Genomic DNA, 26,572 nt, shown 5'->3' on the forward strand with positions numbered 1-26,572 from the left:
CATGGAGACCGAGGAGTACACCCTGGTCCGTGACATGCTGCGGTCGTTCGCGCTCCGGCACCGCGTCGGCTCCGCCGACGAGATCGAGCCGCAGTCCCGGACAGCCGCGCAGCACGCGCTGGACGAGCTGGGCCTCGGCGAACTGCGCCGCACCTCCCCGCCGGCCGCGACGGTGCAGGAGTGCGCGCTGCTCGCCGAGGAACACGGCAGACACCCCCTGACCACCTCCCTGCTCGGCACCGCCCTCCTCGCCCCGGAGCTGCTGCGTCTGCTCGGGACCCCGGCCCCGGCGTCCCGCCCGACGATCGCCCTCGCCCGAGACCTCCGCTTCCCCGGCCCGGACCCGGCACCGCCGGCCGCCTGGGACTGCGACGCCGCCGACTGCGCGCTGCACGTCGCTCCCGACGGAACGGTACGGCGGGTCGCCCTCGGACCGCCCGTGCGGACCGCCGACCTGCTGCGCCACGTACGCGAGGCTTCCGGGACCGGCGACGGCGGGGAGGTCATCGGACGGCTCACCGTCGAGGCCCGGCAGCGCTGGCAGGCGTACGCCCTGGTCGTGGTGGCCGCCGAACTGGTCGGCGCGGCACACGCGCTCGTCACCCTGAGCACGGACTACTCCCGGGACCGTCGCCAGTACGGGCGCCCGATCGGTTCCTTCCAGGCCGTGCAGCACCTTCTCGCCGACGCGACGGTCCTGGTCGAGGCGTGCGCAAGCGCCACCCGGTACGCCGCCTGGTGCCTGGACCACGAGCCCGCGGACCGGGCGCTCACGGCGGCTCGGGTGGCGAAGGCAGAGGTGAACGCCTCCGCGGTCGAGGCGGTGTACGCCGGCATGCAGGTGCTCGGCGGCATCGCCCAGACCTGGGAGCACGTCGCCCACCTGTACCTGCGCCGGGTTCTGGTGGGCGCCCGCCTGCTGGCGACCACTGCGGACCTGTTGCCCGCACTGGCCGAGCCCTTCGCCACCACTACGGCCGCCCCGGAGGTGACACGATGACCGGCCTCCCGCTGGACTTCGGCGATCCCGCCGACCTGGAGCGCCTGCGCCGTGATTTCCGCGCCTGGCTCGCCGAGCACCCGCTCCCCGAGCGCGACGCTGACGAGCCGGTCCCCGTCTTCCTGCACCGTTGGCACCGGATACTGCATTCCGGTGGCTGGGTCGGTCTCGACGTGCCGCGGGAGTACGGCGGACGCGGACTGACCGCGCTGCACCAGGTCGCGGTCAGCGACGAACTGGGAGCGCGCGGCGCACCCGGCGTCCCCCGCATCGGATATCTCGCCCACGCCCTGCTGGAGTTCGGCTCCGCGGAACAGCGGCGCCTGCTGCTGCCGCGCATGCTCGCGGGCGACGACGTGTGGTGCCAGGGCTTCAGCGAGCCGGGCGCGGGTTCGGACCTGGCCGGCATGAGCACCCGCGCCGAGCGTGGCGCGGACGGCCACTACACCCTCAACGGGCAGAAGCTGTGGACCAGTTACGCCCAGTACTCCGATCTCTGCCTGCTCCTGGCCCGCACCGGCCCGGACGCCGCCGCGCATGCCTCGATCTCGGCGTTCGTGCTGCCCCTCGACCGGCCGGGCGTGACCGTACGCCCATTGCGCGCGGCCAACGGCGACGACGAGTTCTGCGAACTGTTCCTCGACGACGTCCGCCTGGCGGAGTCCGAGCGCATCGGCGCCGAGGGCGACGGGTGGCCGCTGGCGATGACGACCGTGGCGTACGAGCGCAACGCCCTCGACACCGGCCACCTGTCGAAGTACGGCCTGCTGATCGAGCGGCTGCGCCACCGCGCACGCGAGCACCGCACGGCCCTTGCGGACGGGTTGCTGTCGGACATCGGCCGGTGCGTCGTCGACTACCAGGTACTGGTCGCCCACGCCCGGCGCCGCACCGCCGAGCGGCTGGCGGGGCGGGTGGCCGGCCCGGAGTCGTCCGTCGACAAACTGCTGATGACCCGGGCCGAACAGCGGTTGTACGACACGGCGTTGAAGGTGTTCCCCGAGGAACTGCACGGGGAGGGCGGGGAGGTCTTCGGCGATTACCTCTACTCCAGGGCCGCGTCCGTCTACGGCGGGACGTCCCAGATCCAGCGGAACATCATCGCCAAGCGGCTGCTGCGCCTGCCGGCCGACGGCCGCGGCTGAACGGAGTCCCGTCATGCGACACGACCAGGAACACCAGAGCATCCCGAACATGGTCAGAACCGCCGCCCGGCGGTTCGCGGACACTCCCGCCCTCGTCGACGGGGACCAGCGCCTGAGTTTCTGGCAGCTGAAGGACCAGATGGTGCAGGCCGTCGCCGCCGCGATGGCTCTTGGCATCGAGCCGGGCGACCGGGTCGGACTGTGCGCGCCGAACTCGGTGGAGTGGATCGTGGCGGCCCTCGGCATCCAGGGTGCCGGAGGCATCGTCGTACCGCTGAACACCCGGTTCAAGGCCGAGGAGTTGTCCTACATCCTGCGCAAGTCCGAGGCCAAGGCCCTGTTCGCCGCGGCGTCCTTCCTCGGCAACGACTACGTGGCCGGCCTGAAGCGTGCGGACCCGGAGCTGCCCGCGCTGCGCACCACCGTGTCGCTGCTGGGCAAGCGCGGCGAGGCCGACCTGACGTGGGACGAGTTCCTCGGCCTGGGAGCGGACCGCGCCGGCGCGCACGAGGCCATCGACCGGCTCACCCCGGACCACGTCAGCGACGTGATGTTCACCTCCGGCACCACCGGGCATCCCAAGGGCGTCATGCTCACCCACGGGCAGTCCCTGCGCGCCTACGGCTGGATGTCCCGCGAGTACGGCTTCGCACCCTCGGACAGCTTCCTGGTGATCCCGCCGTTCTTCCACTGCTTCGGCTACAAGGCGGGCTGGCTCGCCTCGTTCCTGCACGGGGTGACGGTGATCCCGATGGCCGTCTTCGACGCGGGGCGGGCGCTGGAGCTGATCGAACGGGAACGGGTGAGCATCCTGCTCGGGCCGCCCACCATCTTCCACGACCTGCTGCACCACCCCGGCCGCCCGGACCGCGACCTGTCGTCCCTGCGACTGTCCATGACGGGCGGTTCCACCATCCCCGAATCCCTGATCCGCGCCATGAAGAAGGACCTCTCCTTCGACATCGTGCTCAGCGCCTACGGGCTCACCGAGTCCACCGCACTGGCGACCACGACCCGGACCGGCGACACGGAGGAGACGGTGGCCCGCACCACCGGCCGTCCCATCCCGGACGTCGAGGTCCGCGTCACCGACCCCTCGGGACGACGGGTGCCACCGGACGCCGACGGAGAGATACAGGTGCGCGGCTACAACGTCACCCGCGGCTACTGGGACGACCCGGAGGCCACCGCCGCGGCGATCGACGGCGACGGCTGGCTGCGCACGGGTGACGTCGGGCACCTGGACGCGTCCGGCAACCTGGTGATCGTCGACCGCAAGAAGGACATGTACATCGTCGGCGGCTTCAACGCCTACCCGGCCGAGATCGAGAAACTGCTGCTCGGCTGCGAGGGAGTCGCACAGGTCGCGGTGGTCGGCGTGCCCGACCCGCGCCTGGGCGAGGTGGGCTGCGCCTTCGTCGTCCCCGCACCGGGCGCCCGCCCCACCGAGGAGGACGTCGTGGCGTGGGCGCGGGAGCACATGGCCAACTTCAAAGTGCCCCGGCACGTGCGGTTCGTGGACGCGCTGCCGCGCAACGCCAGTCTGAAGGTCCTGAAGGACGACCTGCGCGCCCGGTACCGGGAGGGGAGCGCCGATGAGTGAGGGACCGCTGGCCGGTGTCACCGTGGTGGCGCTGGAGCAGGCCGTGTCGGCGCCGATGTGCACCCGCACGCTCGGGGACTTCGGCGCCCGGGTGATCAAGGTGGAGAACCCGGCGGGCGGCGACTTCGCCCGGCACTACGACGACGTGGTGGGCGGTCTGGCGGCCCACTTCGTGTGGGTCAACCGGGGCAAGGAGTCGGTCGCGCTGGACCTCAAGTCGGATGCCGGGCTGGCCGTCCTGCACCGGCTGCTGGACCGCGCCGACGCGCTGGTCTCCAACCTCGCCCCGGGCACCACCCCCAAGCTGGGCCTGTCCCCCGCCGATCTGGAGGTCAGCCACCCGGGCCTGACAGCCGTCGAGATCGACGGATACGGACCCGGCGGGCCCCTGTCGCACAAGCGCGCCTACGACCTGCTCGTGCAGGCCGAGTCGGGCGCGTGCGCGGTCACTGGGCACCCGGGGGCGCCCGCCAAGCCGGGACCGCCGGTGGCCGACGTGTGCAGCGGCCTGTACGCGGCGCTGTCCGTCCTCGCCCTGCTGCACGGCAAAGGGCGGGGCCGGCCCACCGCCTCGGTCTCGGTGAGCCTGTTCGACACGATGACGGAGCTGATGGGCTATCCGCTGACGTACACCCGGCACTCCGGCGTCGAGCAGCAACCGCTCGGCATGGGCTCGCCCGCCGTGTCCCCGTACGGCGCCTACCGCACCGCCGACGGACAGACGGTCGTCCTCGGGACCACCAACGACCGCGAGTGGCAGCGTCTGGCCCGGGACCTGCTCGGACGGCCCGACCTGGCGGACGACGAACGCTTCCGGACCAACGCGGGCCGGGTCGAGCACCGGGCCGTCCTCGACGCCGCGATCACCGCCTGGTGCGCTCGCCACGACCTGAGGCATGTGCAGGAGCGCGCGGACGCCGCCGGCATCGGCAACGCCCGCTTCAACACCCAGCGGGACGTCCTGGCCCATCCGCAGCTGGCCGCACGCGACCGCTGGCGGGAGATCGCGACGCCCGGCGGGCCGGTGACCGCGCTGCTGCCGCCGCCCGTCATCGCCGGGTACGAGCCGCCGATGGGCGCGGTGCCCGCACTGGGCGAGCACACGGACGCCGTACTCGGCGAACTCGGGCTCACCGACGGGGAGATCGCGGCGCTCCGTGCGCAGGGGGCCGTGCGGTGACCGGTCTCCTCGTCGACGACGCCGACGGCGTACGCACCCTCACCCTGAACCGGCCGCACCGCCGGAACGCGATCGACGCCGGACTCTGGGAGGCGCTGCGCGCGGCCCTGGAGGAGGCCGGACGGGACCGCAGTGTGCGGGCGCTGGTGCTGACCGGGGCGGGCGGCGCGTTCTGCTCGGGCGCCGACATCTCCAAAGGGCTCAGTGACGTCCACCCCGTGTACCGGATGCGTACGCTGACCGAGGTGACGCTGCTGCTGCACGAGCTGCCGGTGCCGACGGTCGCGAAGGTGACGGGGGTGGCCGTGGGCGCGGGCTGGAACCTCGCGCTCGGCTGCGATCTCGTCGTGGCGACCCCTTCGGCGACGTTCTCGCAGATCTTCACCCGCCGGGGGCTGTCCCCCGACTGCGGCGGCTCCTGGCTGCTGCCCCGGCTCGTCGGCCTTCAGCAGGCCAAGCGCCTCGCGCTGCTGGCGGAGACCATCGACGCCGAGGAGGCCCGCGCCCTGAATCTGGTGACCTGGGTGGTGGGCACCGGGGAGGTGGACGCCTTCGTGGACGACCTCACCACCCGTCTGGTGGCCGGCGCACCGGTCGCACTCGCACAGACCAAGGCTCTGCTGAACGAGGGCGCCGATCACACCCTGCGGGAGGCTCTCGTCGGCGAGGCGCGGGCGCAGGCGGTGAACTTCGCGACCGCCGACGCGCCGGAGGCGTACGCGGCCTTCGCCGAGGGACGTGATGCCCACTTCACCGGCCGCTGGGCGGTGCCCGGCAGGGCGGCCGGACGATCGGAGGACCGGACATGACACGGGAAGCGGTGATCGTCGGTGCGGTCCGCACCGCCGTCGGCAAACGGGGCGGTGGTCTGGCGGGTTCCCACCCGGCGGACCTGTCCGCCGCCGTGCTGAGGGCCCTGGCAGAGCGGACGGGAATCGATCCGGAGGTGGTCGACGACGTCGTGTGGGGCTGCGTGTCGCAGATCGGCGACCAGTCGAGCAACATCGGCCGGTACGCGGTGCTGGCGGCGGGCTGGCCGGAGAGCGTTCCGGGGACGACGGTCAACCGGGCGTGCGGGTCGAGCCAGCAGGCGCTGGACTTCGCGGTGCAGGCGGTCCTGTCGGGGCAGCAGGACGTGGTGGTGGCGGGTGGCGTCGAGGTCATGAGCCGGGTACCGCTGGGGGCCGCGAAGGCGGACGGGATGCCGTACGGCCCGCGCGTCCTGGACCGGTACGACCACTTCTCCTTCAACCAGGGGATCTCGGCGGAACGCATCGCGCGGAAGTGGGGGTTCACGCGGGACCGGCTCGACGCGTACGCCGCGCAGTCCCACGAGCGGGCGGCGGCCGCGCAGGACGCCGGGGCGTTCGACGCGCAGATCGTGCCCGTGGCGGGGGTAGGAAGCGACGAGGGGATCCGGCGCGGCACCAGCGTGCGGACGCTCGCGAAGCTGAAGCCGTCGTTCGAGGCGGACGGGGTTCTGCACGCGGGCAACGCCTCGCAGATCTCCGACGGAGCGGCGGCCCTGCTGGTGACCACGGCGGAGAAGGCGCGGGAACTCGGGCTCGCCCCCCTGGTCCGCTACCGGGCGGGCGCGGTCGTCGGCTCGGACCCCGTGCTGATGCTGACCGGGCCCATCCCGGCCACCGAGGAGGTCCTGCGGAAGGCGGGCGTCTCGCTCGGGCAGATCGGCGTCTTCGAGGTGAACGAGGCGTTCGCCCCGATACCGCTGGCCTGGCTCACCGAGACCGGCGCCGACCCTGAGCTGCTGAACCCCCTCGGTGGCGCCATCGCGCTGGGCCACCCGCTGGGCGCGTCGGGCGCGGTGCTGATGACCCGCATGATCCACCACATGCGCGAACACGGCATCCGCTACGGCCTGCAGACCATGTGCGAGGGCGGCGGAACCGCCAACGCCACCGTCGTCGAACTCGCCGACTGAGGAGGGAAGTCACCGTGCGCCGAGACGTCTTCACCGCCGACCACGAGGACTTCCGGGAACTGGTCCGGGACGTGGTGGCCAAAGAGGTGGTCCCGCACTACTCCGAGTGGGAGAAGGCCGGCCGGTTGCCCCGCTCGTTCTTCGAACAGCTGGGCTCGCTCGGCCTGCTGGGCATGGCGATACCGCAGGAGTACGGCGGAGGCGGTCAGACCGACTACCGCTACAACGTGGTCCTCCAGGAGGAAGCGGTCCGCGCCCTGGTCACCCTGGGCACGGTCCGCACCCAACTGGACGTCGTGCTCCCCTACTTCCTCGCCTACGCGAACCCGCGGCAGCGCGAGCGCTGGTTCCCCGGCCTCGCCTCCGGCGGCCTCCTGACCGCCATAGCGATGACCGAACCCGGCACCGGCTCGGACCTCGCGGGCATCCGTACGACCGCCGTACGCGACGGGGACACCTACGTCCTGAACGGCGCGAAGACCTTCATCACAGGTGGCCTTCTGGCCGATCTGGTGATCGTGGTGGCGCGCACCTCGCACGACCCCGATGACCGGCGGGCGGGACTGACCCTGCTGGTGGTCGAGGACGGGATGCCCGGATTCATGCGCGGACGGGTGCTGGACAAGATGGGCATCAAGGCGCAGGACACCGTGGAGCTGGCCTTCGACGACGTCCGGGTGCCCGTCGCCAACCGGCTCGGCGAGGAGGGCAGGGCGTTCGGCTACCTCGGGCACAACCTGCCGCAGGAGCGGATGACGGTGGCGGTCGGCTCCGTGGCACAGGCGCGGGCCGCGCTCGACACCACCCTCGCGTACGTGAAGGAACGGAAGGTCTTCGGCACCGCCGTCGCCTCCTTCCAGAACACGAAGTTCGAACTCGCCGCCGTGGCCGCCGAGGTGGAGGCGGCACAGGCCGTCCTCGACCGGGCGGTGCTGGAACTGGTCGACGGCCGCCTCTCCGGCGCCGACGCCGCCAAGGTGAAGCTGTTCTGCACCGAGACGCAGGCCCGCGCCGTCGACCGCTGCCTGCAGCTCTTCGGCGGTTACGGCTACATGCTGGAGTACCCGATCGCGCGGCTGTACGCGGACGCCCGCATCACCCGCATCTACGCCGGAACCAGCGAGGTCATGAAGGTCATCATCGCCAAGTCCCTGGGGTTGTGAGGCATGGAGGACTTCTCGTCCCGTCCCGGTGTCGCCCTCATCGCGGGCGGCACCGGCGGCATCGGCGCGGCGATCGTCCGCATGCTGGCCGAACGCGGCAGCGACGTGGTGTTCACCTACCGCGCCAACCAGGAGGCCGCGCGGGCACTGACCGAAGAGGTCGAGACTTGCGGGCGCAGGGTCTCGGCGACCGGGCTCGACCTGACCGACGAGGAGGCTACGGCACGTGCCGTGCGTGCCGCCGCGGAGCACTTCGGCGGCCTGCACACACTCGTCTACGCGGCCGGACCGCACGTACCGATGACGCATCTGAGCAAGGTGACGCCCGCGCGGTACCGCGCCCAGCTCGAGGCCGACGCCGTGGCCTTCTTCAACCTGGTCCATCCCGCGCTGCCGTTGCTGCGGGAGAGCAAGGGCAGTGTCGTCGCCGTGACGACGGTCGCCACCCGCCGGTACCCAGTCCGGGACGGGCTGTCCTCCGGCGCCAAAGGCGCGGTCGAGGCGGTGGCCCGGGCGCTAGCCGCGGAGGAGGGACGGTACGGCGTCCGCGTGAACTGCGTCGCCCCGGGCATGCTCACGGACGGCATCGCCGGCCGGCTGATCAGCACCGGCGAGCTGGACGGGGACGCCCTCGCCGTGACGCGGCGCAGCATCCCGATGCGCCGGTTCGGTCGGGCTCAGGACATCGCGGAGGCCGTTTCCTTCCTCGCGTCCGACCGCGCCGGGTTCATCACCGGGCAGGCCCTGGGCGTGGACGGCGGCTACAGCGTCTAAGCACACGGTGGTTCAGGGGGTGATCGGCCGGCCCCCCACGTATGCGGCCCGCACCGTGTCGGCGGACAGGACGCCGAGGGCCTCGCGCAGCGGTACGTGGAGCAGGCACAGGTCGGCCGGCGCGCCCGCCGTCAGCCTACGGACCCGGGTCGGACGGTCGGGCGCGCCGAGGAAGAGCCGAAGGGCGGCCTCTGGTGTCAGGCTCTCACCGTCGTCGCGTCCGGCGGCGGCCCGCATGACCGCCCACGGGTCGTCGGTGCCGTAGGGCGCGTCGGTCCCGGCGGCGAGCGGGATGCCCGCCTCCGCCAGGCTGCGGCACCGGTACAGGTGGGGCCGGTCGTCGGGGTGGACCTCGGTGGCGTACTCGCGGCCCCGCTCCACCGGGAAGTGCGGCTGGGTGACGACGGTCAGGCCGAGCCGTCCGATCCAGGGGACGGTCTCCGCCGGGATCACCGCACCGTGCTCGATACGGTCCCCGGCGGCCGGTCCGGCTTCCTCCAGGGCAAGCAGCGTGACGAGCAACTGCACGCGGGTGACACAGTGCACGGCGACCGGACGGGGCCGTACCGCGCGCACCCCGGCGGCCAGGTCGCCGGGCGCCGGCAGGGTGGCGTCGTCGAGCAGGATCTTCACGGGTGGGTCGACGCCCATGACGGTGAGCCGTTGCGGCAGGACCGCCAGCGTCCCTCGCAGGCCGGGCGCCGGGTGCGGGTCGGCGTTGGTGAAGCCGGTGACGCCGAGTCGCGCGGCCCGCCGGCCCAGCCGCTCCAGGTCCAGCCGTACCGGCGGCACGAGGTGGCGCAGCCGCTCGTCCTCCCGCCACAGGCGGCCGTCGCCGTCCAGCCCGGCCGCCCGCAGCGCTGCCGTGTTCAGGAACCACATCGCCCCGCTGCGGTGCTGCACCCGCACGGGCCGGTCGGCGACGAGCGCGTCCAGCGCCGAGCGGTCGAGGTCCCCCGCGACGCTCTCGTGGTAGCCGACGGCCCGCACCCACTCCCCCGGCCGCCCCGTACGCAGGGCCGCCCGGAGTCCGTCCGGTCCGCTCACCTCGGCGGGGCCCACCCGGACGGAGGCGGCGTCCGCGGCGAGCGCGGTCAGGTGCACGTGGTGGTCGTGCAGTCCGGGCAGCAGCGCCCCGCCGCGTCCGTCGATCTGCTCCTCTCCGGGCAGGCGGCGACCGATCTCCCTGATCCGGCCGTCGGTGCCGACCCGCACGTCCAGACCGGCCCGTCCTTCGACCTCCACGTTCCGGATCAGCACGGCACCGCCGTCCGGGAGGCGGCGAGCGCCGCGGCACACGCCGCCATGGACACGCACAGCAACTCCCCGCCGCCGGACGCGAGGGAGCGGACGACGGCATGCGCGGCGTACAGGCCGGTGACGGGGTCGGCGAGGGCGTCACCGAGGAACACCGGATCGCCGTGCGCGTCGCGGCCGACCAGTCCGCCGGCCACCGCCGCGTCGTCCCCGAAGGCGATCCGGTCGTCGTCGCGGCCGTATCCGGTGATGCTCACCCAGGCCCGCCCGGGACGCGCGGCCAGGAACTCCTCGGCGTACACCCCGAGTCGGCGCAGGGCGCGGGGCCGGGACGCCTCGATGACGATGTCCGCCCGCTCCACGGCGTCCGCCAGGGCTCCGGAGGCGAAGTCCAGCACCAGGCTGTCGTGTCCGTCGTGCAGCCAGCGGTAGAACTCCGGGTTCCCCCATCGTGCTCCGTCAGGTCTGGTGGTGCTCTCCACCTTGGTGACGTGTGCCCCGGCCAGATGGAGCAACCGCGCGCACAGGGGCCCGGCCCAGAGGGCGGAGAGGTCGAGCACGCGCAGCCCAGCGAGTGGGCGGGATCGTCGTCCGCCGTAGGAGCGTGCGCGGACGGGGCCGCGGAGGGAACGGGCCGCTCCGAGCGCGGCGGCCGGGATGCCCACCGTCTGGGCGGCGTCGGCGAGTCGGGAGGCGGTGGTTCGACAGGCGGCGCCGGACAGGTCCGTGTCGCCGGCGGCGAGGAGGGCGAGCAGCGCGGGAAGGGACGCGTGGTCGGCCGCACGGGCCAGGTTGACTGCGGCCCATCCGTCGGCGGTTCCGAGGAGTCGGCAGGAGCCACCGGCCGAGATGCGGCCCGGCGGCGGGAGCCCGGCGAGCCGTGCCCGCAGGAAGAGAGCCGTGGGCAGGTCGACGGCGACGCCGGTGCGGGCCGTGAAGTCACCGACGACGGCACGCAGCGGACCGAGATTGGTCGCGGTGGACGACACCCACCGGTCGAGAGTGGCATTATCCATCGCGCAAACACCCTTCTCCTAGGAGAGATTCACATTACACTCGGATGGTCATGGAGTCGCCGTTCTGCGTGATCGACATAACGCCTTCGACACCGCCACCGTCGCCTGCGCACGACGAGGTCGTGGTGGGCGTGGCCGCCCGGCCGGGGCAGGCGCCGGTCGGCTTCGACCTCCTTCTGACCGCCGGCTCCGATGCGCCGCGCCCCTGGGTGGCGTGTGCTGATCCGCACCTCACCGCGCGCCGTATCGGCGAGGCAGTGAGCCGACACCCCACCGCCTCCCTGGCCTTGGTCCAGGTGCTCCGCATGGGGCATGCGCTTCTCCCGCCGGACAGGCTGCTGGTCGAGTCCCTCGCGTACTCGGCCCTCCAGGGCGGTGCAGACTTCCGCGCCTGGCTGGCCGCCGCCCCGCCGCGTACACCACGCCCCGCGAAGGAACCGGTACGGCTCCATCGCCACGGCGACCGGCTGAGCGTCGTACTGGACCGCCCCTGGGCACGCAACGCCTTCGACGCGGCCACCCGGGACGCCCTCTGCGAAGCCTTGGAAGTCGCCGCGGCCGACCCGTCGATCACCCGGGTCGACCTGCGCGGCACCGGCCCGGCGTTCTGCAGCGGGGGCGACCTCACCGAGTTCGGCACCTCACGGGACACCGCGCAGGCGCACCGGGTGCGGGTGTCCCGCAGCCCCGCGGCACTGCTCCTGCGCTGCGCGGACAAGGTGAGCGCACACCTGCACGGGGCCTGCGTGGGCGCGGGCATCGAACTGGCGGCATTCGCCGGGCGGGTGACCGCCACCGCGGACACGGTGATACGGCTGCCCGAGATCGGGATGGGCCTCATCCCCGGCGCGGGTGGCACGGCGAGCCTGCCGGCCCGCGTCGGCCGGGAAAGGACCGCCTACCTGGCGCTCTCCGGCGCCCCGCTGGCCGCGCCGGACGCACTGCGCTGGGGCCTGGTGGACGAGGTCACAGAGGCCCGCTGACCATGGATGCCGACACACGCCCACGAAAGCGCGGCCCGTACCAACGGTCCCGCGAACGTCGGGAGCGCATCGCACTCGCGGTACTGGAGCTGGTCGACGAGTTGGGCCACGAAGGAGTCACCATCTCGCTCGTCGCCACCCGGTCGGGATCGAGCGAACCGACGGTGCTCTATCACTTCCCGACCAAGGAGCACCTTTTCGTCGCCGCCCTTGACCGCTCCGACGACCTCGAGCTGGGCCTGGCCACCGCTGGGGACGGAGAACTGACGCTCGACCTCGACGCCCTGCGCACCGTCGCGAATGCCGCGGTGTCGGCACACGTACGGCGACTGCGTCTGTTCGTGAAGCTGCGCGGCCAGGCCGCCACGCCGAACCACCCGGCAGCGGAGTACTTCGCCCGTCGCACGGAGCGCGCGCTGACCGTCTGGACGGAGATGATCTCGAGAAGGCAGCGTGACGGACTTGCCCATCCCGGTCTGGATCCGGGCGATGCGGCCCGGCAGGTTCTCGCACTCTGGGACGGCCTGGTCCTGGCACACCTCAGTGACCCGGATTTCGACTGCGGTCGAGCGCTGGTGGAAGGCGTCCGCCGCCTCACGGGCCAGAACTGGATCGAGGGACTGGCCGCCCTCAACCGGCCGGACTACGGCCTCTGAGCGAACGGAAGCAGATACACGTGACGGCACAGACCTTCGACAGCCCCTACGTGGACATCGACGAACGGCGCGACTCACCTCAGCCCCACCGCTACATACACGGAGGTTTCAAGGGCACCGACACCCGTTTCTCCCTCTACTTCCCTCCCCCTGAGATCTACCAGGGACGCTTCTTCCAGCACATCACCCCGGTTCCCGAGAGCGAGCACCTCGCGCAGTCCGCCACCGGCGAGGAGGACAAGATCGCGTTCGCCTTCAGCGCCGGCGGCTACTTCCTGGAGACGAACGGCGGCGGGCCGTCCGGCACACCGGGCTCCGACACCGACCCGACCATCGCCGGCTACCGGGCCAACGCCGCCACCGCGGAGTACTCGCGGTTGATAGCCCATCAGGTGTACGACGACGACCACCGCCCCTACGGGTACGCCTACGGAGGGAGCGGCGGCGCCTTCCGGACCATGGGGTGCGCGGAGAACACCGAAGGCGTGTGGGACGGCTTCGTCCCCTACGTCCCCGGCAGCCCGATGGCCGCTCCCAACGTCTTCGCCGTGCGCATGCACGCCCAGCGGGTGCTGCGCCACAAGCTCGACCGGATCGTGGACGCGGTGGAACCCGGCGGCAGCGGTGACCCCCACGAGGGCCTGACCGCTGAGGAGAGCGCCGCGCTGACCGAGGTGACGCGGATGGGCTTCCCGATCCGCTCCTGGTTCGGGCACCGCACCATGGGGACACACGCCTTCGGCACGCTGTATCCGCACATCGTCGCCGCGGACCCGGGGTACTTCGAGGAGTTCTGGACCGAGCCCGGGCACCTCGGCGCCGACCCCGACTCCTCGATCCATCGCGACCGCGTCCGCTTCGACGGCACGGTCGGCGGCGTCCTCCTGAGACGTGACGTCCCTGATCTCGGGCCCTTCACGGAAGCCGGCGAAGCTCCGCAGGGCGGCGTGGACGAGGCGTTCAAGGGGCCCGCGGGCGAGGGCGGCACCGTCGTCGCGCTACGCCTGACCTCCGTTCCCGGCACCGAGACCGTGGGCGCCGAACTGACCGTCACCAGCGGCGCCGCGGCCGGCACCCGGCTGCGCCTGAAGGGCTTCCGGCAGGACCTCGCCGTCATCGACATGCCTGACACCGAGCGCTCCCTCAGCGGTGTACGTCCCGGTGACACCGTCCGCGTGGACAACAGCAACTTCCTCGCGGCGCAGACCTACCACCGCCATCAGGTGCCGGGGCCCGAGTATGCGGCGTGGGACCAGTTCCGGGACTCCGCCGGTGGCGCGATACCTCCGCAACGGCCGTTCCTGCTCGCCCCGATGTTCGCCGCGTCCGCTGCCGGGCACGTGCCCACGGGGAAGTTCACCGGCAAGATGATCGTCGTGTCCTGCCTGCTCGACCGGGAAGCCTTCCCGTGGCAGGCCGACTGGTACCGCGGCAAGGCCGCCGAGCACCTCGGGGACGCCTTCGACGACCACTTCCGGCTCTGGTACGTCGACAACGCGCTGCACGCCGACGCGGAACGGCAGGAACACCCGACCTCCACCGTCAGTTACCTCGGCGTGCTGCACGAGGCGCTGCGCGAGCTGGCCGACTGGGTGGAGAAGGGCATACGCCCGGCCCCGAGCACCCGGTACGGGATCAGTGACGGACAGGTCGTCGTGCCGGGTTCCGCCACCGACCGCGGCGGTGTCCAACCGGTGGTGCGCCTCGACGTCGACGGAGGCGCGAGGGCCGACGTGCCCGCCGGCTCCCGCGTGGCCCTGGTGGCGACCGTCGAATCCCCGCCGGGAGCCGGCAGGATCGTGCGGGTGCAGTGGGACCTGGACGGGGACGGTGTGTACGAGATCGACGACCTCGTCGAGCCCGCCTCCCGGCTGACCCTGGAGCGGCACCACACCTATTCGGCGCCCGGCACCCACTTCGCCACCGTGCGGGTCACAGCACAGCGCGACGCGGACGCGGACACACTGTTCGGCCGCATCGGCAATCTGGCGCGGGCCCGGATCGTCGTGGGCGACTGACGAAAGGATTCGTCCCGTGACCTTGCCCGGGGACCACCGCCCCAACAAGCGCTGAACGACCCCCGGGAAGGCCACGGGCCCGGGGCCCGTGGCGCCATGGGCGACACGCTCGATGCCCGTCACATGACGATTCCGGCAATCACCGATCACCTGGGGCGTGGATCAGCTCCAGGAAGGCGTTGACCGCATCGGCGAGATCGATGCGTGGGTCGAGCAGCCACTGCATCTGCAAGCCGTTGAGCACGGCCTGAAGAAGAACCGCCGCCTGCTTTGGCGAAAGCCCTTCGCGAAGTTCACCTCGCACCGACTGCTCCTGGGTCGCATGCGTCAGGTGCACACGGCTGCGCTCGTACCGATCCACGAAGTAGTCGTGCGCGGGATGGTCGGGGCGGGACGACGCGGCGGTCAATTCGAGCCACAGACGCATCAGTTCCGGAGACTTCTGGTGACGGAGCAGGACGTTCACCAGGTAGCGGCCCAGCGATTCGGCCTGCCTGTCGACCTCCGTCCTGCCCTCCTGCCACTCCTCCGCGTCCCTCTGGGCGAGCACGGCGGCGAGCAGTTCCTCCTTGTTGCGAAAGTGATGCAGCAACCCGGCATGGGTGATGCCGGCCCGTTCCGCGATGTCCCGCAACGAGGCGGCCGCGTAACCGCGCTCGGCGAAGCTGTCACGTGCCGCGCGCAGGATCTCCGCCTGCCGTGCCGCCGTCTTCGCATACGGTCCCCGTGACTTTGCCTGCCCCACGGCCAACGCCTCTCTCCCCAGGCACCCCGAAGGCACCATTTCCGACGCTCTTTCCGAGCTTCGACTCCTGTCCGCTCATCACGGCCGCCCAATATCTACCACGCGGTTGCTTTTCGCGCCGAGAGCCACGCACCCCAAGAATGCCAACGCTCCGCGGACACACAACTCGAAGGTAACGCTCTCATTACGAAGGCCTACCGGCGTCTTCCGCACCTTCCCTCCCTGGGTCACAGTTCCCATCGAAAACCAACCGACTGGTAAGTGTTGACCGAGAGTCGCCCCGCACACCTTTCGCCCCACCACCAGCACCCGACGTCCCCACGGACCCCCCGCAGTCGAAGGAGATTGCCCATGCGCAACCGCTTCCCGCACGCGCGGCCACTGTCACGGGCCGTACCCGTCGCGGTCGCGATGGCGGCCCTGCTTTCGACGACAGCGTGCGACGACCAACCGGCGGGCGCCTCGTCGGACGGCGGAAAGACGCTGTCACTGGCCATCATCGGCACGCCGAACTCGTTCGAGCCCACTCAGCTCATCGACGGCCAGCAGACGTACGTCTGGGACTCGGTCTACGACACACTGCTCACCCAGGACAACAAGGGCGGGTTGGCTCCGGGCGCGGCGGAGAGCTGGGAATACTCGGACGACGGGCGCACGCTGGCGCTCCGGATCCGCAAGGGAATGAAGTTCAGCACCGGCACACCGGTGACCTCGGCCGCGGTGAAGGCCACCCTGGACCGGATGAGGACGACGCCGGGGCCGAACCAGACGTCACTGGCAGCCGTCAAGTCGGTGGAGACCAACGGCGACCACGGTGTCGTACTCGACCTCGAGCGGCCGGACGGCGCCCTGCTGTCCTCACTCTCGAGCGCGGCCGGAGTCATCGGCGACCCCGAGACGATGACGTCGAAGGGCGCCGCCCTGAACCCGATCGGTTCCGGACCGTACACGCTGGACAAGAAGGCCACGGTGAACGGCTCGGTCTACGTACTGAAGCGACGGGACGACTACTGGAACAAGAAGGCCTACCCGTTCCCCACCATCAAGGTGCGGGTGATCGCGGACCGCACCGCCTCCGTCAACGCGCTCAAGGCGGGCGAGGTCAACGCCGGCAGTGTCGAGGCGGCACAGGTGGGGGCTCTCGAATCCTCCGGTTTCGAGGTAAAGCACGTCGAGGCGACGGCCGCCGGCGTCCTGGTACTGGCCGACCGGACCGGGACGAAGCTCAAGCCACTGGGCGACGTGCGCGTGCGCAAGGCGATCAACATGGCCTTCGACCGCGACAAGATCGTCAAGCAGATTCTCCAGGGCAGCGGCAAGGCGACGGTGCAGGTGTTCAATCCCAAGGGCCAGGCCTACGACCCGGCCCTGGAGAAGACGTACGGCTACGACCCGGCCGAGGCCAAGCAGCTTCTGGCGGAGGCCGGCTATCCCAACGGATTTTCGGTGTCGATGCCGAGTCTGGTGTACACCAAGCCCTTCGAGCCGACGATCGCCCAGTCCCTCAGGGACATCGGCATCTCGGTGAAGTGGGAGACGGTGCCCGCGCAGCAGACCAACTCCGCACTGATCTCCAAGAAGTACCCGATGTTCTTCACCATGGACGGCCTCGACACCGCTCCGATGGAGGTGAGGAAGAACTTCAACCCGGAGGGCACGCGCAACGTCTTCGGCACCTCGGACGAGCGGTTCGACGCGCTCGTCACCCAGGCCAACCGTGCGGTCGACCCCGCGAAGGCCGCGAAGACCTACCGGGAGATCAACGCGTTCACCGTCGAGAACGCCTGGAACGCGCCCGTCTTCTACGTCGGCACCTACTGGGTGACCAAGAAGGGCATCACCTACCTCGGCGACGGCTCCTCCACGTTCAGCACCGTCCGCCAGTTCGGCGTCACGGGTCAGTGACCGGAGGAATCGACCGATGATCTCCTACGTGTCGCGCCGCCTGGGCACCGGCCTGGTCCTTGCCGTCCTGGTCACGTTGATCACCTTCCTGCTGCTGGGCACCTCCTTCGACGACGTCGCCGGCACCATCCTCGGCAGCGGGGCGACCCCCGAGGGCATCCAGGCCCAGAAAGCCCAGATGGGGCTCGACCGTCCCATCCTGACCCAGTACGCCGACTGGCTCTCCCACGCGGTCCGGGGTGACCTCGGCGCCTCCTTCTTCACCGCCGAGCCCGTCCGCTCCGCCATCGCCGCACGACTGGGCGTCACTCTTTCCATGGTGCTCGCCGCCCTGCTGATCACGGCCGTGGTCAGCGTGGTCCTCGGCGTCCTGGCCGCCTCCCGGGGCGGTGCCGTGGACCGGGTGGCCCAGGGCGCCTCCCTCATCGGCTTTCTCGTGCCGAACCTCCTGATCGCGATCGCCCTGGTCTACCTGCTGGCGATCGAACTGAAGTGGCTGCCCGCCACCGGTTACACCGAGCTCACCGACGACCCCGGTAGCTGGGCGAAGTCCATCGCCATCCCGGTGATCGCCCTGATGATTCCGGGCATCGCCAACCTGACGGCCCAGATCCGCGGTGCCATGATCGGCGAGCTGCGCAAGGACTACGTACGCACCCTGCGCACGCGCGGCATCCCGACCCGGTCGGTCGTGCTGCGGCACGCCCTGCGCAACGCCGCCGGGCCGGCGCTGACCGTGCTGTCCCTGGAGTTCGTGCAGATGTTCGGCGCCGCGCTGGTCATCGAGAAGGTCTTCGCCCTTCCGGGCTTCGGCAGCTACGCCTTCGACGCGTCACTGCAGGGGGACGTCCCGATCATCATGGGCATCACGCTCTTCGGCGTCCTGCTCGTCATCTGTGTCAATCTCGCCGTCGATCTCGTCAACGGCTGGCTCAACCCGAAGGCGAGGATCCATTGAGCAGCTCGTCGAAGGCCACCGAAACGCATTCCGCGGGGAAGTCGGCCGAGCCCGGCCGCAAGTCGGCCCTGCACACGCTCCTGCGTGATCCACAAGCGGTCGTCAGCGCGGGCATCCTGCTCGTCATCGTCCTACTGGGCCTGCTGAGCCCGATCCTCACCGAGCACGGCCCCAACAACTCGTCGCTGGACGCGGTCAACACCGCCCCGGGGACGGACGGTTACCTCCTCGGCGGCGACAAGAGCGGGCGCGACATCTTCGCTCGGCTGCTCCACTCGATCAACACCAGTGTCGTCTCCGCCCTCATCGGCGCGAGCATCGCCCTCGCCATCGGTGTCACCTTCGGCCTGATCGGCGGCTACTTCGGCCGACGCGTCCGAGGGGTCACCGAGTGGCTGTTCAGCCTCGTCATGACCTTTCCCGGACTGCTGCTGCTCATCGTGCTGCTCCCGGTCACCGACGGCGACTACCGGGTGACGATGCTGATCTTCGGTGTGCTGCTCTCCCCCGGCATCTACCGTCTGGTACGCAACCTGGTGGTCGGCGTCGGCAAAGAGCTGTACGTCGATGCCGCGCGCGTCTCCGGGCTGCCCGATCAGCGCATCCTCAGGCGGCACGTCCTCTTCGTCGTCCGCGGACCGATCGTCATCGCGGCCGCGTTCCTCGCCGGCTCGTCCATCGGCGTCCAGTCCGGCCTCGCCTTCCTGGGCATCGGCTCCAACGACGTGCCCAGCTTCGGCGCGATGGTCTCCGACGGCTTCACCAACCTCTACGAGGAGCCGCTGCAGTTCGTCTGGCCCAGCCTGTCGCTCGGCATCATGACCGCCTGCCTGGTACTGCTCGGCAACGCCCTGCGGGACGCCTTGGAAGGCGGCCGGCCCAAGGCGACCGGCGTCGCCCGCTCCCCCAGCCGGCCCACACGGCAACCCGGTCGCCCGGGCGCCTCCGAGACGGGCACCCTCTCCGGGCTGCTCGTCGTGGAAGACCTCGCCATCGCCTACCCGACACCCTCGGGGACGCTGAAAGAGGTCGTCAGCGACGTCAGCCTCACCCTGGAGGCCGGGGAGACCCTCGGCCTGGTCGGGGAGTCGGGCTCCGGCAAAACCCAGACCGCGTTCGCCGCTCTCGGGGTGCTGCCCCCGGAAGCGGTCGTCGTCCGGGGCTCGATCCGCCTCGACGGACGCGAACTCCTCAGGCTTCCCGAGGCTGAACTGCGCAAGGTACGGGGCACCTCGATCGCGTACGTCCCGCAGGAACCGATGTCCAACCTGGACCCCTCGTTCACAGTGGGCGCCCAGCTCGTCGAGGGCGTCCGCGCGGCTACCACCCTCTCCCGGCGTGAGGCACGCGAGCGGGTCCTCGCCCTGCTGGACCGGGTGGGCATCCCAGAACCCGAGCGGACCTTCGCCTCCTACCCACACCAGATCTCCGGCGGCATGGCCCAGCGGGTGCTCATCGCGGGTGCCGTGGCCAGCCGGCCCCTGCTGCTTATCGCCGACGAGCCGACCACCGCGCTCGACGTGACGGTCCAGGCGGAGATCCTCGACCTGCTACGCGACCTGCAGAAGGAACTCAACATGGCCGTTCTTCTGGTCACCCACAACTTCGGCGTCGTCGCCGACAGCTGCGACCGCATCGCCGTCATGCGCCGGGGCGAGGTCGTGGAGGCGGGACGCACGGACGACCTGTTCGGGGAACCCACGCACTTCTACACCCGGATGCTGCTCGACTCCATCCTCGACGAGAGCAAGGTGCGCACCGACGGGCCGGTCGAACCCGGTTCCCCCGCGGCGAGCACCGTGGTCAGGACGGAGGCGTCATGACCGGCCCTCTTCTCGATGTGAGCGAACTACGTGTCGCCTATCCCGGGCGGGGCTTCCGCGCCCGACCGCACGAGGTGCTGCACGGAGTGTCGCTGAGTGTCCGCACAGGTGAGACCCTCGGACTCGTCGGTGAGTCGGGTTCCGGCAAGACGACCATCGGTCGTGCGGTCCTCGGGCTGGCCAAGCCCAGTGGCGGACGGATCCTCTTCCAAGACCGGGACATCACCCATGTCCCGGCGAAGGTCCGCCGCACCATGGCGCGCGACATACAGGTGGTCTTCCAGGACCCCTACACCTCCCTCAACCCGTCCCTCACCATCGGTGACATCCTCAGCGAACCGCTGGTGGTGCAGGGCGCGTCCGTCGCCGACGCCCGGACCCGGGTGCTGGAACTGCTGGACCAGGTGGGCCTGCCCGCGGACGCCTCGGCGCGGCTGCCCCGCGAGTTCAGCGGGGGCCAGCGGCAGCGGGTGGCGATCGCCCGCGCCCTGGCTCCGCGCCCCAGACTCATCGTCTGCGACGAACCCGTCTCCGCTCTCGACCTGTCCACCCAGACCCGCGTGCTGGACCTATTCATCGACATCCAGCGCCGCACGGGTGTGGCCTACCTGTTCGTATCGCACGACCTGGCGGTCATCCGGCACGTCAGTCACCGAGTCACCGTCCTGTACCGGGGAGAAGTCGTCGAGACCGGTCCGGCCGACCGCATCACCACCTCGCCCGAACATCCCTATACCCGGGATCTCCTGCTGGCCGCTCCGGTCGCCGACCCTGCACGTCAGCGGGAGCGCCGGGAGAAGCGCCGTCGCCTGGCCGCGCTCAAGTCGTCCGAAAGCAAAGCGAGCTGACCATGAACTCCACCGTTCCCGGTTTCCTGTGGGGCGCGTCCACTGCGCCGCACCAGATCGAGGGAAACAACACCAACAGCGACTGGTGGGTGCGTGAGCACCGCGCCGCTGGGATGGAACGCAGCGGCGACGCCTGCGACAGCTACCACCGTTACGCCGAGGACATGCGACTCCTCGCCGACGCCGGCCTCAACGCGTACCGGTTCGGCATCGAGTGGGCCCGCGTGGAGCCCGCCGAGGGGCACATCTCCCGGGCGGAACTCGCCCACTACCGCCGCATGATCGACACGGCTCTGGACCTGGGCCTGAAGCCGGTCGTCACCCTGCACCATTTCACCCATCCGCGCTGGTTCGCCGAAGCCGGCGGATGGATGCACGAGAAGGCGATCGACCGCTTCGTCTCCTACATACACGCGACGACCACGATCCTCGACGGCGTCGAGTGGGTCTGCACCCTCAACGAACCCAACATGCTCGCCCTCATGGTGATGATGAGCCATGCCGCACGCACGGGCGAGACCAAGAAGTGGCTCAGCCCCACCGTCGAGGGCGCCGCACGGCCTGTATTGCCAGACCCCGACCCGCAGATCGGCCTCCGCCTGGCAGAGGCGCACCACCGCGCCCGTGACGTGCTCGGGCAGCACACCGGTGCGAAGGTCGGCTGGACCGTGGCCTGCCAGGCGCTGACCGCCACGCCGGGCAACGAGGGCAGGCTCGAGGAGCTGCGGTACGTCCGGGAGGACCTCTACCTCGAGGCGGCCCGCGATGACGACTTCATCGGCGTGCAGTCGTACTCCAGCCAGGAGGTCGACGAGAACGGTGTCGTACCGCATCCGCGACACCCCGACAACACGCTCACGGGCAACGCCTACCGGCCCGACGCGCTCGGCATCGCCGTGCGGCACGCGTGGAAGGCCACGGACAACACGCCCGTCCTCGTCACCGAGAACGGCATCGCCACCGAGGACGACGACCGTCGGATCGCCTACACCTCCGAAGCCCTGCGCCACCTCTTCGAGACCGTCGAGGAAGGCGCCGACGTCCGCGGTTACCTGCACTGGAGCGCGCTGGACAACTTCGAGTGGGGCCACTGGGAGCCCACGTTCGGCCTGATCGCCGTGGACCGGGAGACGTTCGAGCGCCGGCCGAAGCCCAGCCTGAAGTGGCTGGGCGAGGTCGCGCGGCGCGGGCGGCCCTGACCGACATGACGACGTCCCGCCGGCGCTCCGCGTCGGAGGCGGCCGAGGACGGGACCAAGGACACGGGACCCGCCCCGGCCAGCCCCTCCGACCTCACCCTCCCCCGTTTGTCCCGGGGCCGCATCGCGCTCCTGGTGGCGGCCACCTTCGGTGCGGCGATGGCACTCATGGTGCCGATGGCCTTCTCGCTCGCCCTGCGCGCGGACCGGCTCGCTCCCGGCGACGAGGCCGCCGTCGGCTACATCCTCGGCATCGGCTCGGCCCTCTCCCTGATCACCGGGCCGCCGATCGGCACGTTCAGCGACCGCACCCGCTCTCGCCTCGGGCGCCGGACGCCCTACCTGATCGGGGGTGGCGTACTCGGCATGGCCGCCCTGGTGGTGATGGCGTACGCGCCGAACATCACCGTCCTCGGTGCCGGGTGGGCCCTGGCCGCACTCGGCTGGGGGACGGTACTCGGCACGCTGAGTACGCTGCAGGCCGACAGGCTGTCGCCTTCCCAGAGAGGGAAGGTCGCCGGTCTGACGGGAGCCACCACCATGGTGGCACCCGTCGTCGGCGTCCTCCTCGTCGGCGCCGTGAGCGACAACCACCCTCTGGTGTTCCTCCTGCCAGGCGTCCTGGGGGCCGTACTGCTCGCCGTCCTGGTGGTGTTCGTCCGGGAGGACGACACTCGGGCGCTCGCAGTCCCGGAACGACTGACGACCGGACGCCTCCTGCGGGCCTACCTCTTCGATCCGCGGTCCTACCCCGACTTCACGTGGCACCTGCTGGCACGCTTCGTCTTCTACTACGGCCAGTCCCTCTACACGTCCTTCGTCACCTTCTTCTACGCCGAACGACTCGGCATCACTCTGGCCGAGGTCGCCGGACTCGTAGCGGTCAGCGGCGGGATCAGCGTCGTGGCGATGACAGCGGGCACGCTCGGCAGCGGCTTCCTGTCCGACCGCCTCGGCCGCCGCCGTCCCTTCGCACTGGCAGCCGCCGTGATCTTCGCCGCCGGGACCGTGGCCTCGGCGTCGGCGCACACGCTGGCCGGCATCCTGGCCGGTGCCGCTCTGATGAACCTCGGCATCGCGGTCTTCTCGGCGAGCAGCCAGGCGACCGTGCTCGACATCCTCCCCGAGCGGGAGACCGAGGCGGGGCGCTTCCTGGCGATCGTGACGCTCTCCCAGAAGGTACCCGCTGCGCTCGCCCCGCTCACCGCCCCGCTGCTCCTCGCCCTCGGTGCCGTCGGCGAGGAGAACTACACCCTTCTGTACTTGTCGTCCGGCGTTCTGGGACTGCTGGGCGGACTGATCGCCTTCTGCCGGGTCCGAGGAGTGCGCTGAGTCACTCCCCGACACCTGCCACCGAATCCGTTCACCACCCTGTTCTACCGAGGAGCACCGTGCGTTTCACGTCACCCAACTCCGGCTGGGAGTTCCGCCCCAAGGTCAACCGCTTCCTGGAGAGAGGCAGCCGCGCTCCGGCTCACCGCAGCGTGACCCTTCCGCACGACGCCGTGATCGAGTCCGAGCGGCACTCCCGAGTCGGCGGCACTCCCGAGTCGGGCGGCGCGACGAACTTCCTCTTGAACGGCGTAATCGAGTACCCCGCGGTCGGCGTCGTCTACCGGGACCTCCGAGCCAGCGAGACCGACCTGGCATGCCCAGAGGTCGGCATCACCGACAGTGACTGCATGCCCCGGCGCCGTGCGGACCGTCCCGTCACCGTCGAGATCACCGGCCCCGGAGTGCTCCAGAGCCTCGGCTTCGGACGGCCCGCCACCGAGGAGACCTTCGCGGGCTGCACGCACACCACGAACGACGGCCGGGCGCTCGCCGTCGTACGGCCCACCAAAACCGGCCGATCCCGGTGACGGTCACCGCGAACGACTGCGAGACGGCAAGCGTGACAGTGCACGCGGCAGGCACGGCCGCCTGACGCCCGCGCACCACCCGGTACATCCAGCACAATGCACTGAGAGGAATGGCATGGCCACCCCCGAAAACCTTGCCGCGCTCATCGGACGGCTCACCCTGGAGCAGAAGGTCGCGCAACTCGGCGGCATCGCCCTGCCGGGCCTGCTCGCCCCCGGCCCGACCGGAACACCCAAGCTGGACACCGACCGGATCGCGGAACTGTGCCCCCACGGTGTCGGGCATCTGTCGCTGGCCTGGTTCCTCGGCCAGGACGCCGACAGCCTGCGCGACGCGCTGGCGCAGGTGCAGCGGGCGGCGCGCGAGGCATCGCCGTTCGGGATAGGCGGGCTGGTCCACTTCGAGGGGATCAACGGCTTCCTGCACGCGGCGGGGGAGCAGTTCCCGACCGCCTGGGCCCAGGCGGCCACCTGGGACCCCGGCCTGGCCCGGCAGGCATCGTCCGTCACCGCCGCGCACATGCGCGACCTCGGCGTACAGCTCGTCTTCGCCCCGGTCATGGACCTCAGCCGGGACCCGCGCTGGGGGCGTGTGCACGAGACGTACGGCGAGGACCCGGAGTTGGCCGCGCGGTTCTCGGTCGCCTTCGTCCAGGGCATCCAGAGCGCGCCGGACGAGTACGGCGGCAACGAGCTCCTCGCCACCGGCAAGCACTTCCTCGGTTTCGGCGCCTCCGAGGGCGGCCTCAACATGGCCACCACCCAGCTCGGCCGTCGCGCGCTCGTCGACGAGTACGCGGAACCGTTCCGCAGGGCCATCGCCGAGGCCGGCCTGTCAGTGGTCATGAACGCCTACAACGACATCGACGGCGTCCCGGCCACCGCCAACCACTGGCTGCTGACCACCCTCCTACGCGAGGAACTCGGCTTCAGCGGCATGACCGTCAGCGACTACGACTCGGTCGCCATGCTGCGGACCCGGTACCGTACGGCGGCCACCCCCGGCGAGGCCGCGGCGCAGGCGGTCACGGCGGGCCTGGATGTCGAGCTGCCGCACGCGGTCAACTACCCGGACCTGGTCGCGGAGGTCACCGCGGGTCGTGTGGACGAGAAGCTGATCGACCAGGCCGTGGCCCGTGTCCTCGCCGTGAAGGCGCGCACCGGCCTGATCCCCGGGTTCGGTAGGCCGACCCCGGCGCGGCCCGTGGGCCCGGACCGCACGAAGGCCGCCACGATCCGGCAGGCACTCGCGGCACGCGGCGCGGTACTCCTGCACAACGACGGCACCCTGCCGCTGGCAGCAGAGCAGCACCGGATGGTGGTGACGGGTCCGGCCGCCGACGAACTCCGCATCCACTTCGGGGCCTACACCTCGGTGGCCGCGGCGGAGATGCCCGCGGCCATCAAGGCGGTACGGATGGGCAAGGTGCCGGGCGTCGACCCGACGACCTTCGCCTCGACCGACATCGTCTCCACACCGCTGCCGACGCTGCAGCCGCAGTTCGAGGACATGACCCGCGCCCTGCATCCCGAGTCCTCCACGGTGTGGGAAGCCCTGCGGGAGACGGGTGCCAAGGCCGAGTACGTGTCGCTCGGGTCCTTCACCACGGAGGACGCCGAGCCCCTCGACGCCGGGACGGTCGGTGCGGCGGTGTCCGAAGCCAACGTGATCGTCGCCGTGGTCGGCGAGCGCAGCGGCCGGGTCGGCGGCAACACCGCCGGTGAGGGCCGGAGCAGCGTGTCGCCGTCGCTGCCGGGTGACCAGGAGGACCTGGTCGAGCTGCTGGCCACGACCGGCAAGCCGGTGGTCACCGTGGTCGTCTCCGGCCGCCCCCTGCTCCTGGACCGAGTGGTCCGGGCATCCGCCGCCGTCCTGCTCGCGCCGCTCCTCGGAGAGGAGGCGGGGCCGGCGATCGCCTCCGCGCTGTTCGGCACTACGAACCCCAGCGGCAAGCTACCCGCCACCTTCCCCCGGCACCTCGGCCAGATCCCCGCCTACCACGGTCACCGTCACGGCAGCGGCTACGACCATCCGGCCTGCGAGAACTACACCTACGTCGACCTGCCCGACCAGGCCCCGCTGTTTCCCTTCGGACACGGACTGTCGTACACGGCGTTCGAGGTGACGTCCGACGGCGACGCCGAGGTGCGCGACGGAACGCTGCGGACGCCTGTCAGGGTCACCAACACCGGTGCCCGCGACGGCGAGACGGTCGTGCAGCTGTACGCGCGGGACGAGCACGCGAGCGTCGTACGTCCGGTGCGTCAGCTCCTCGACTTCCAGCGTCTGGCTCTGGCCGCCGGGGAGTCCGCGGACCTCGTCCTCCAGGCGCCGTTGGAGCGGCTGTCCTACACGCTTCCCGACGGCCGGCGTCGTTGCGAAGCGGGCGAGGTGACATTGATGGCCGGACTGAGCAGCGACGACATCCGATGCACCAAGACGGTCCGCGTCCCCGCGGTGTTCAGCGACTCCGGCACCCGAGCCTGACAGGCGAC

General features: G+C 71.0%; 22 protein-coding genes. 19 read left to right on the forward strand and 3 right to left on the reverse strand.

Features of this window, described 5'->3' with window-relative positions; translation table 11 throughout:
* The first annotated feature begins 1 nt into the window (after window position 1).
* From ACP4J0_RS09165 to ACP4J0_RS09200, 8 genes are read left to right on the forward strand one after another with little or no spacing between them, the layout of a single operon-like run.
* Window positions 2-1,000: an acyl-CoA dehydrogenase family protein gene (locus tag ACP4J0_RS09165; RefSeq protein WP_426598122.1), complete on the forward strand. Its 999-nt coding sequence runs from the start codon at window positions 2-4 to the stop codon at window positions 998-1,000.
* On the forward strand, window positions 997-2,145 hold the full coding sequence (locus ACP4J0_RS09170; protein ID WP_426598123.1) for an acyl-CoA dehydrogenase family protein: 1,149 nt from the start codon (window positions 997-999) through the stop codon (window positions 2,143-2,145). The genes ACP4J0_RS09165 and ACP4J0_RS09170 overlap by 4 nt, the downstream gene beginning before the upstream one ends.
* Window positions 2,146-2,158: 13 nt before the next feature.
* Entirely contained in the window at window positions 2,159-3,748 is a 1,590-nt protein-coding gene (locus ACP4J0_RS09175; RefSeq protein ID WP_426598124.1) for a FadD3 family acyl-CoA ligase, read from the forward strand.
* Window positions 3,741-4,928 carry a CaiB/BaiF CoA transferase family protein gene (locus ACP4J0_RS09180; RefSeq protein ID WP_426598125.1) on the forward strand — a complete coding sequence of 396 codons (1,188 nt, stop codon included), beginning with the start codon at window positions 3,741-3,743 and terminating at the stop codon, window positions 4,926-4,928. Before ACP4J0_RS09175 ends, ACP4J0_RS09180 begins: the two co-directional genes overlap by 8 nt.
* Window positions 4,925-5,737 (forward strand): enoyl-CoA hydratase/isomerase family protein, encoded by an 813-nt coding sequence (locus ACP4J0_RS09185; protein WP_426598126.1) that lies wholly within the window; start codon window positions 4,925-4,927, stop codon window positions 5,735-5,737. The genes ACP4J0_RS09180 and ACP4J0_RS09185 overlap by 4 nt, the downstream gene beginning before the upstream one ends.
* Window positions 5,734-6,870, forward strand: coding sequence for a thiolase family protein (locus ACP4J0_RS09190; RefSeq protein WP_426598127.1), 1,137 nt, complete (start codon window positions 5,734-5,736; stop codon window positions 6,868-6,870). Before ACP4J0_RS09185 ends, ACP4J0_RS09190 begins: the two co-directional genes overlap by 4 nt.
* Window positions 6,871-6,884: 14 nt before the next feature.
* Window positions 6,885-8,033: an acyl-CoA dehydrogenase family protein gene (locus ACP4J0_RS09195; RefSeq protein ID WP_426598128.1), complete on the forward strand. Its 1,149-nt coding sequence runs from the start codon at window positions 6,885-6,887 to the stop codon at window positions 8,031-8,033.
* Window positions 8,034-8,036: 3 nt separating this feature from the next.
* Window positions 8,037-8,807 carry an SDR family NAD(P)-dependent oxidoreductase gene (locus ACP4J0_RS09200; RefSeq protein WP_426598129.1) on the forward strand — a complete coding sequence of 257 codons (771 nt, stop codon included), beginning with the start codon at window positions 8,037-8,039 and terminating at the stop codon, window positions 8,805-8,807.
* A gap of 12 nt (window positions 8,808-8,819) precedes the next feature.
* Here ACP4J0_RS09200 and ACP4J0_RS09205 read toward each other — a convergent pair whose 3' ends face one another.
* Window positions 8,820-10,067: an amidohydrolase family protein gene (locus ACP4J0_RS09205; protein ID WP_426598130.1), complete on the reverse strand. Its 1,248-nt coding sequence runs from the start codon at window positions 10,065-10,067 to the stop codon at window positions 8,820-8,822.
* Window positions 10,061-11,080: a CoA transferase gene (locus ACP4J0_RS09210; RefSeq protein WP_426598131.1), complete on the reverse strand. Its 1,020-nt coding sequence runs from the start codon at window positions 11,078-11,080 to the stop codon at window positions 10,061-10,063. The genes ACP4J0_RS09205 and ACP4J0_RS09210 overlap by 7 nt, the downstream gene beginning before the upstream one ends.
* Window positions 11,081-11,130: 50 nt before the next feature.
* On the opposite strand from ACP4J0_RS09210, the gene ACP4J0_RS09215 reads away from it, so the two are divergent.
* Genes ACP4J0_RS09215 through ACP4J0_RS09225 form a run of 3 tightly spaced genes read left to right on the forward strand, consistent with a single transcriptional unit; the run spans window position 11,131 to window position 14,737 of the window.
* The gene (locus ACP4J0_RS09215) at window positions 11,131-12,063 is read left to right on the forward strand and encodes an enoyl-CoA hydratase/isomerase family protein (RefSeq protein ID WP_426598132.1); all 933 of its coding nucleotides are present in this window, start codon (window positions 11,131-11,133) and stop codon (window positions 12,061-12,063) included.
* A gap of 2 nt (window positions 12,064-12,065) precedes the next feature.
* Window positions 12,066-12,719 carry a TetR/AcrR family transcriptional regulator gene (locus ACP4J0_RS09220; RefSeq protein WP_426598133.1) on the forward strand — a complete coding sequence of 218 codons (654 nt, stop codon included), beginning with the start codon at window positions 12,066-12,068 and terminating at the stop codon, window positions 12,717-12,719.
* Between the two features lie 20 nt (window positions 12,720-12,739).
* The gene (locus tag ACP4J0_RS09225; protein WP_426598134.1) at window positions 12,740-14,737 is read left to right on the forward strand and encodes a PKD domain-containing protein; all 1,998 of its coding nucleotides are present in this window, start codon (window positions 12,740-12,742) and stop codon (window positions 14,735-14,737) included.
* 139 nt (window positions 14,738-14,876) lie between these two features.
* On the opposite strand, the gene ACP4J0_RS09230 is transcribed toward ACP4J0_RS09225, so the two are convergent.
* A complete protein-coding gene (locus tag ACP4J0_RS09230) occupies window positions 14,877-15,482 on the reverse strand; it encodes a TetR/AcrR family transcriptional regulator (protein WP_426598135.1) in 606 nt (201 codons plus the stop codon).
* A 351-nt stretch (window positions 15,483-15,833) separates the two neighbouring features.
* Between ACP4J0_RS09230 and ACP4J0_RS09235 the strand changes: the two genes are divergently transcribed.
* The 8 genes from ACP4J0_RS09235 (at window position 15,834) to ACP4J0_RS09270 (ending at window position 26,564) form a co-directional block, all read left to right on the forward strand.
* Window positions 15,834-17,387: an ABC transporter substrate-binding protein gene (locus ACP4J0_RS09235; RefSeq protein ID WP_426598136.1), complete on the forward strand. Its 1,554-nt coding sequence runs from the start codon at window positions 15,834-15,836 to the stop codon at window positions 17,385-17,387.
* Window positions 17,388-17,403: 16 nt separating this feature from the next.
* Window positions 17,404-18,345, forward strand: a complete 942-nt coding sequence (locus tag ACP4J0_RS09240) for an ABC transporter permease (protein ID WP_426598137.1) — start codon at window positions 17,404-17,406, stop codon at window positions 18,343-18,345.
* Complete coding sequence (locus ACP4J0_RS09245; RefSeq protein ID WP_426598138.1) at window positions 18,342-20,168, forward strand: dipeptide/oligopeptide/nickel ABC transporter permease/ATP-binding protein; 1,827 nt, start codon at window positions 18,342-18,344, stop codon at window positions 20,166-20,168. Before ACP4J0_RS09240 ends, ACP4J0_RS09245 begins: the two co-directional genes overlap by 4 nt.
* Window positions 20,165-21,016, forward strand: coding sequence for an ATP-binding cassette domain-containing protein (locus ACP4J0_RS09250; RefSeq protein WP_426598139.1), 852 nt, complete (start codon window positions 20,165-20,167; stop codon window positions 21,014-21,016). Before ACP4J0_RS09245 ends, ACP4J0_RS09250 begins: the two co-directional genes overlap by 4 nt.
* A 2-nt stretch (window positions 21,017-21,018) precedes the next feature.
* Complete coding sequence (locus ACP4J0_RS09255; RefSeq protein ID WP_426598140.1) at window positions 21,019-22,215, forward strand: glycoside hydrolase family 1 protein; 1,197 nt, start codon at window positions 21,019-21,021, stop codon at window positions 22,213-22,215.
* A 5-nt stretch (window positions 22,216-22,220) separates the two neighbouring features.
* Complete coding sequence (locus ACP4J0_RS09260; RefSeq protein ID WP_426598141.1) at window positions 22,221-23,546, forward strand: MFS transporter; 1,326 nt, start codon at window positions 22,221-22,223, stop codon at window positions 23,544-23,546.
* Window positions 23,547-23,605: 59 nt separating this feature from the next.
* Window positions 23,606-24,076 (forward strand): hypothetical protein, encoded by a 471-nt coding sequence (locus ACP4J0_RS09265; RefSeq protein ID WP_426598142.1) that lies wholly within the window; start codon window positions 23,606-23,608, stop codon window positions 24,074-24,076.
* Window positions 24,077-24,191: 115 nt separating this feature from the next.
* Complete coding sequence (locus ACP4J0_RS09270) at window positions 24,192-26,564, forward strand: glycoside hydrolase family 3 N-terminal domain-containing protein (RefSeq protein ID WP_426598143.1); 2,373 nt, start codon at window positions 24,192-24,194, stop codon at window positions 26,562-26,564.
* Window positions 26,565-26,572: the final 8 nt, after the last annotated feature.

Origin of the sequence: Streptomyces sp. WG7 (assembly GCF_049975785.1) — a bacterium.
Classification (GTDB): domain Bacteria; phylum Actinomycetota; class Actinomycetes; order Streptomycetales; family Streptomycetaceae; genus Streptomyces.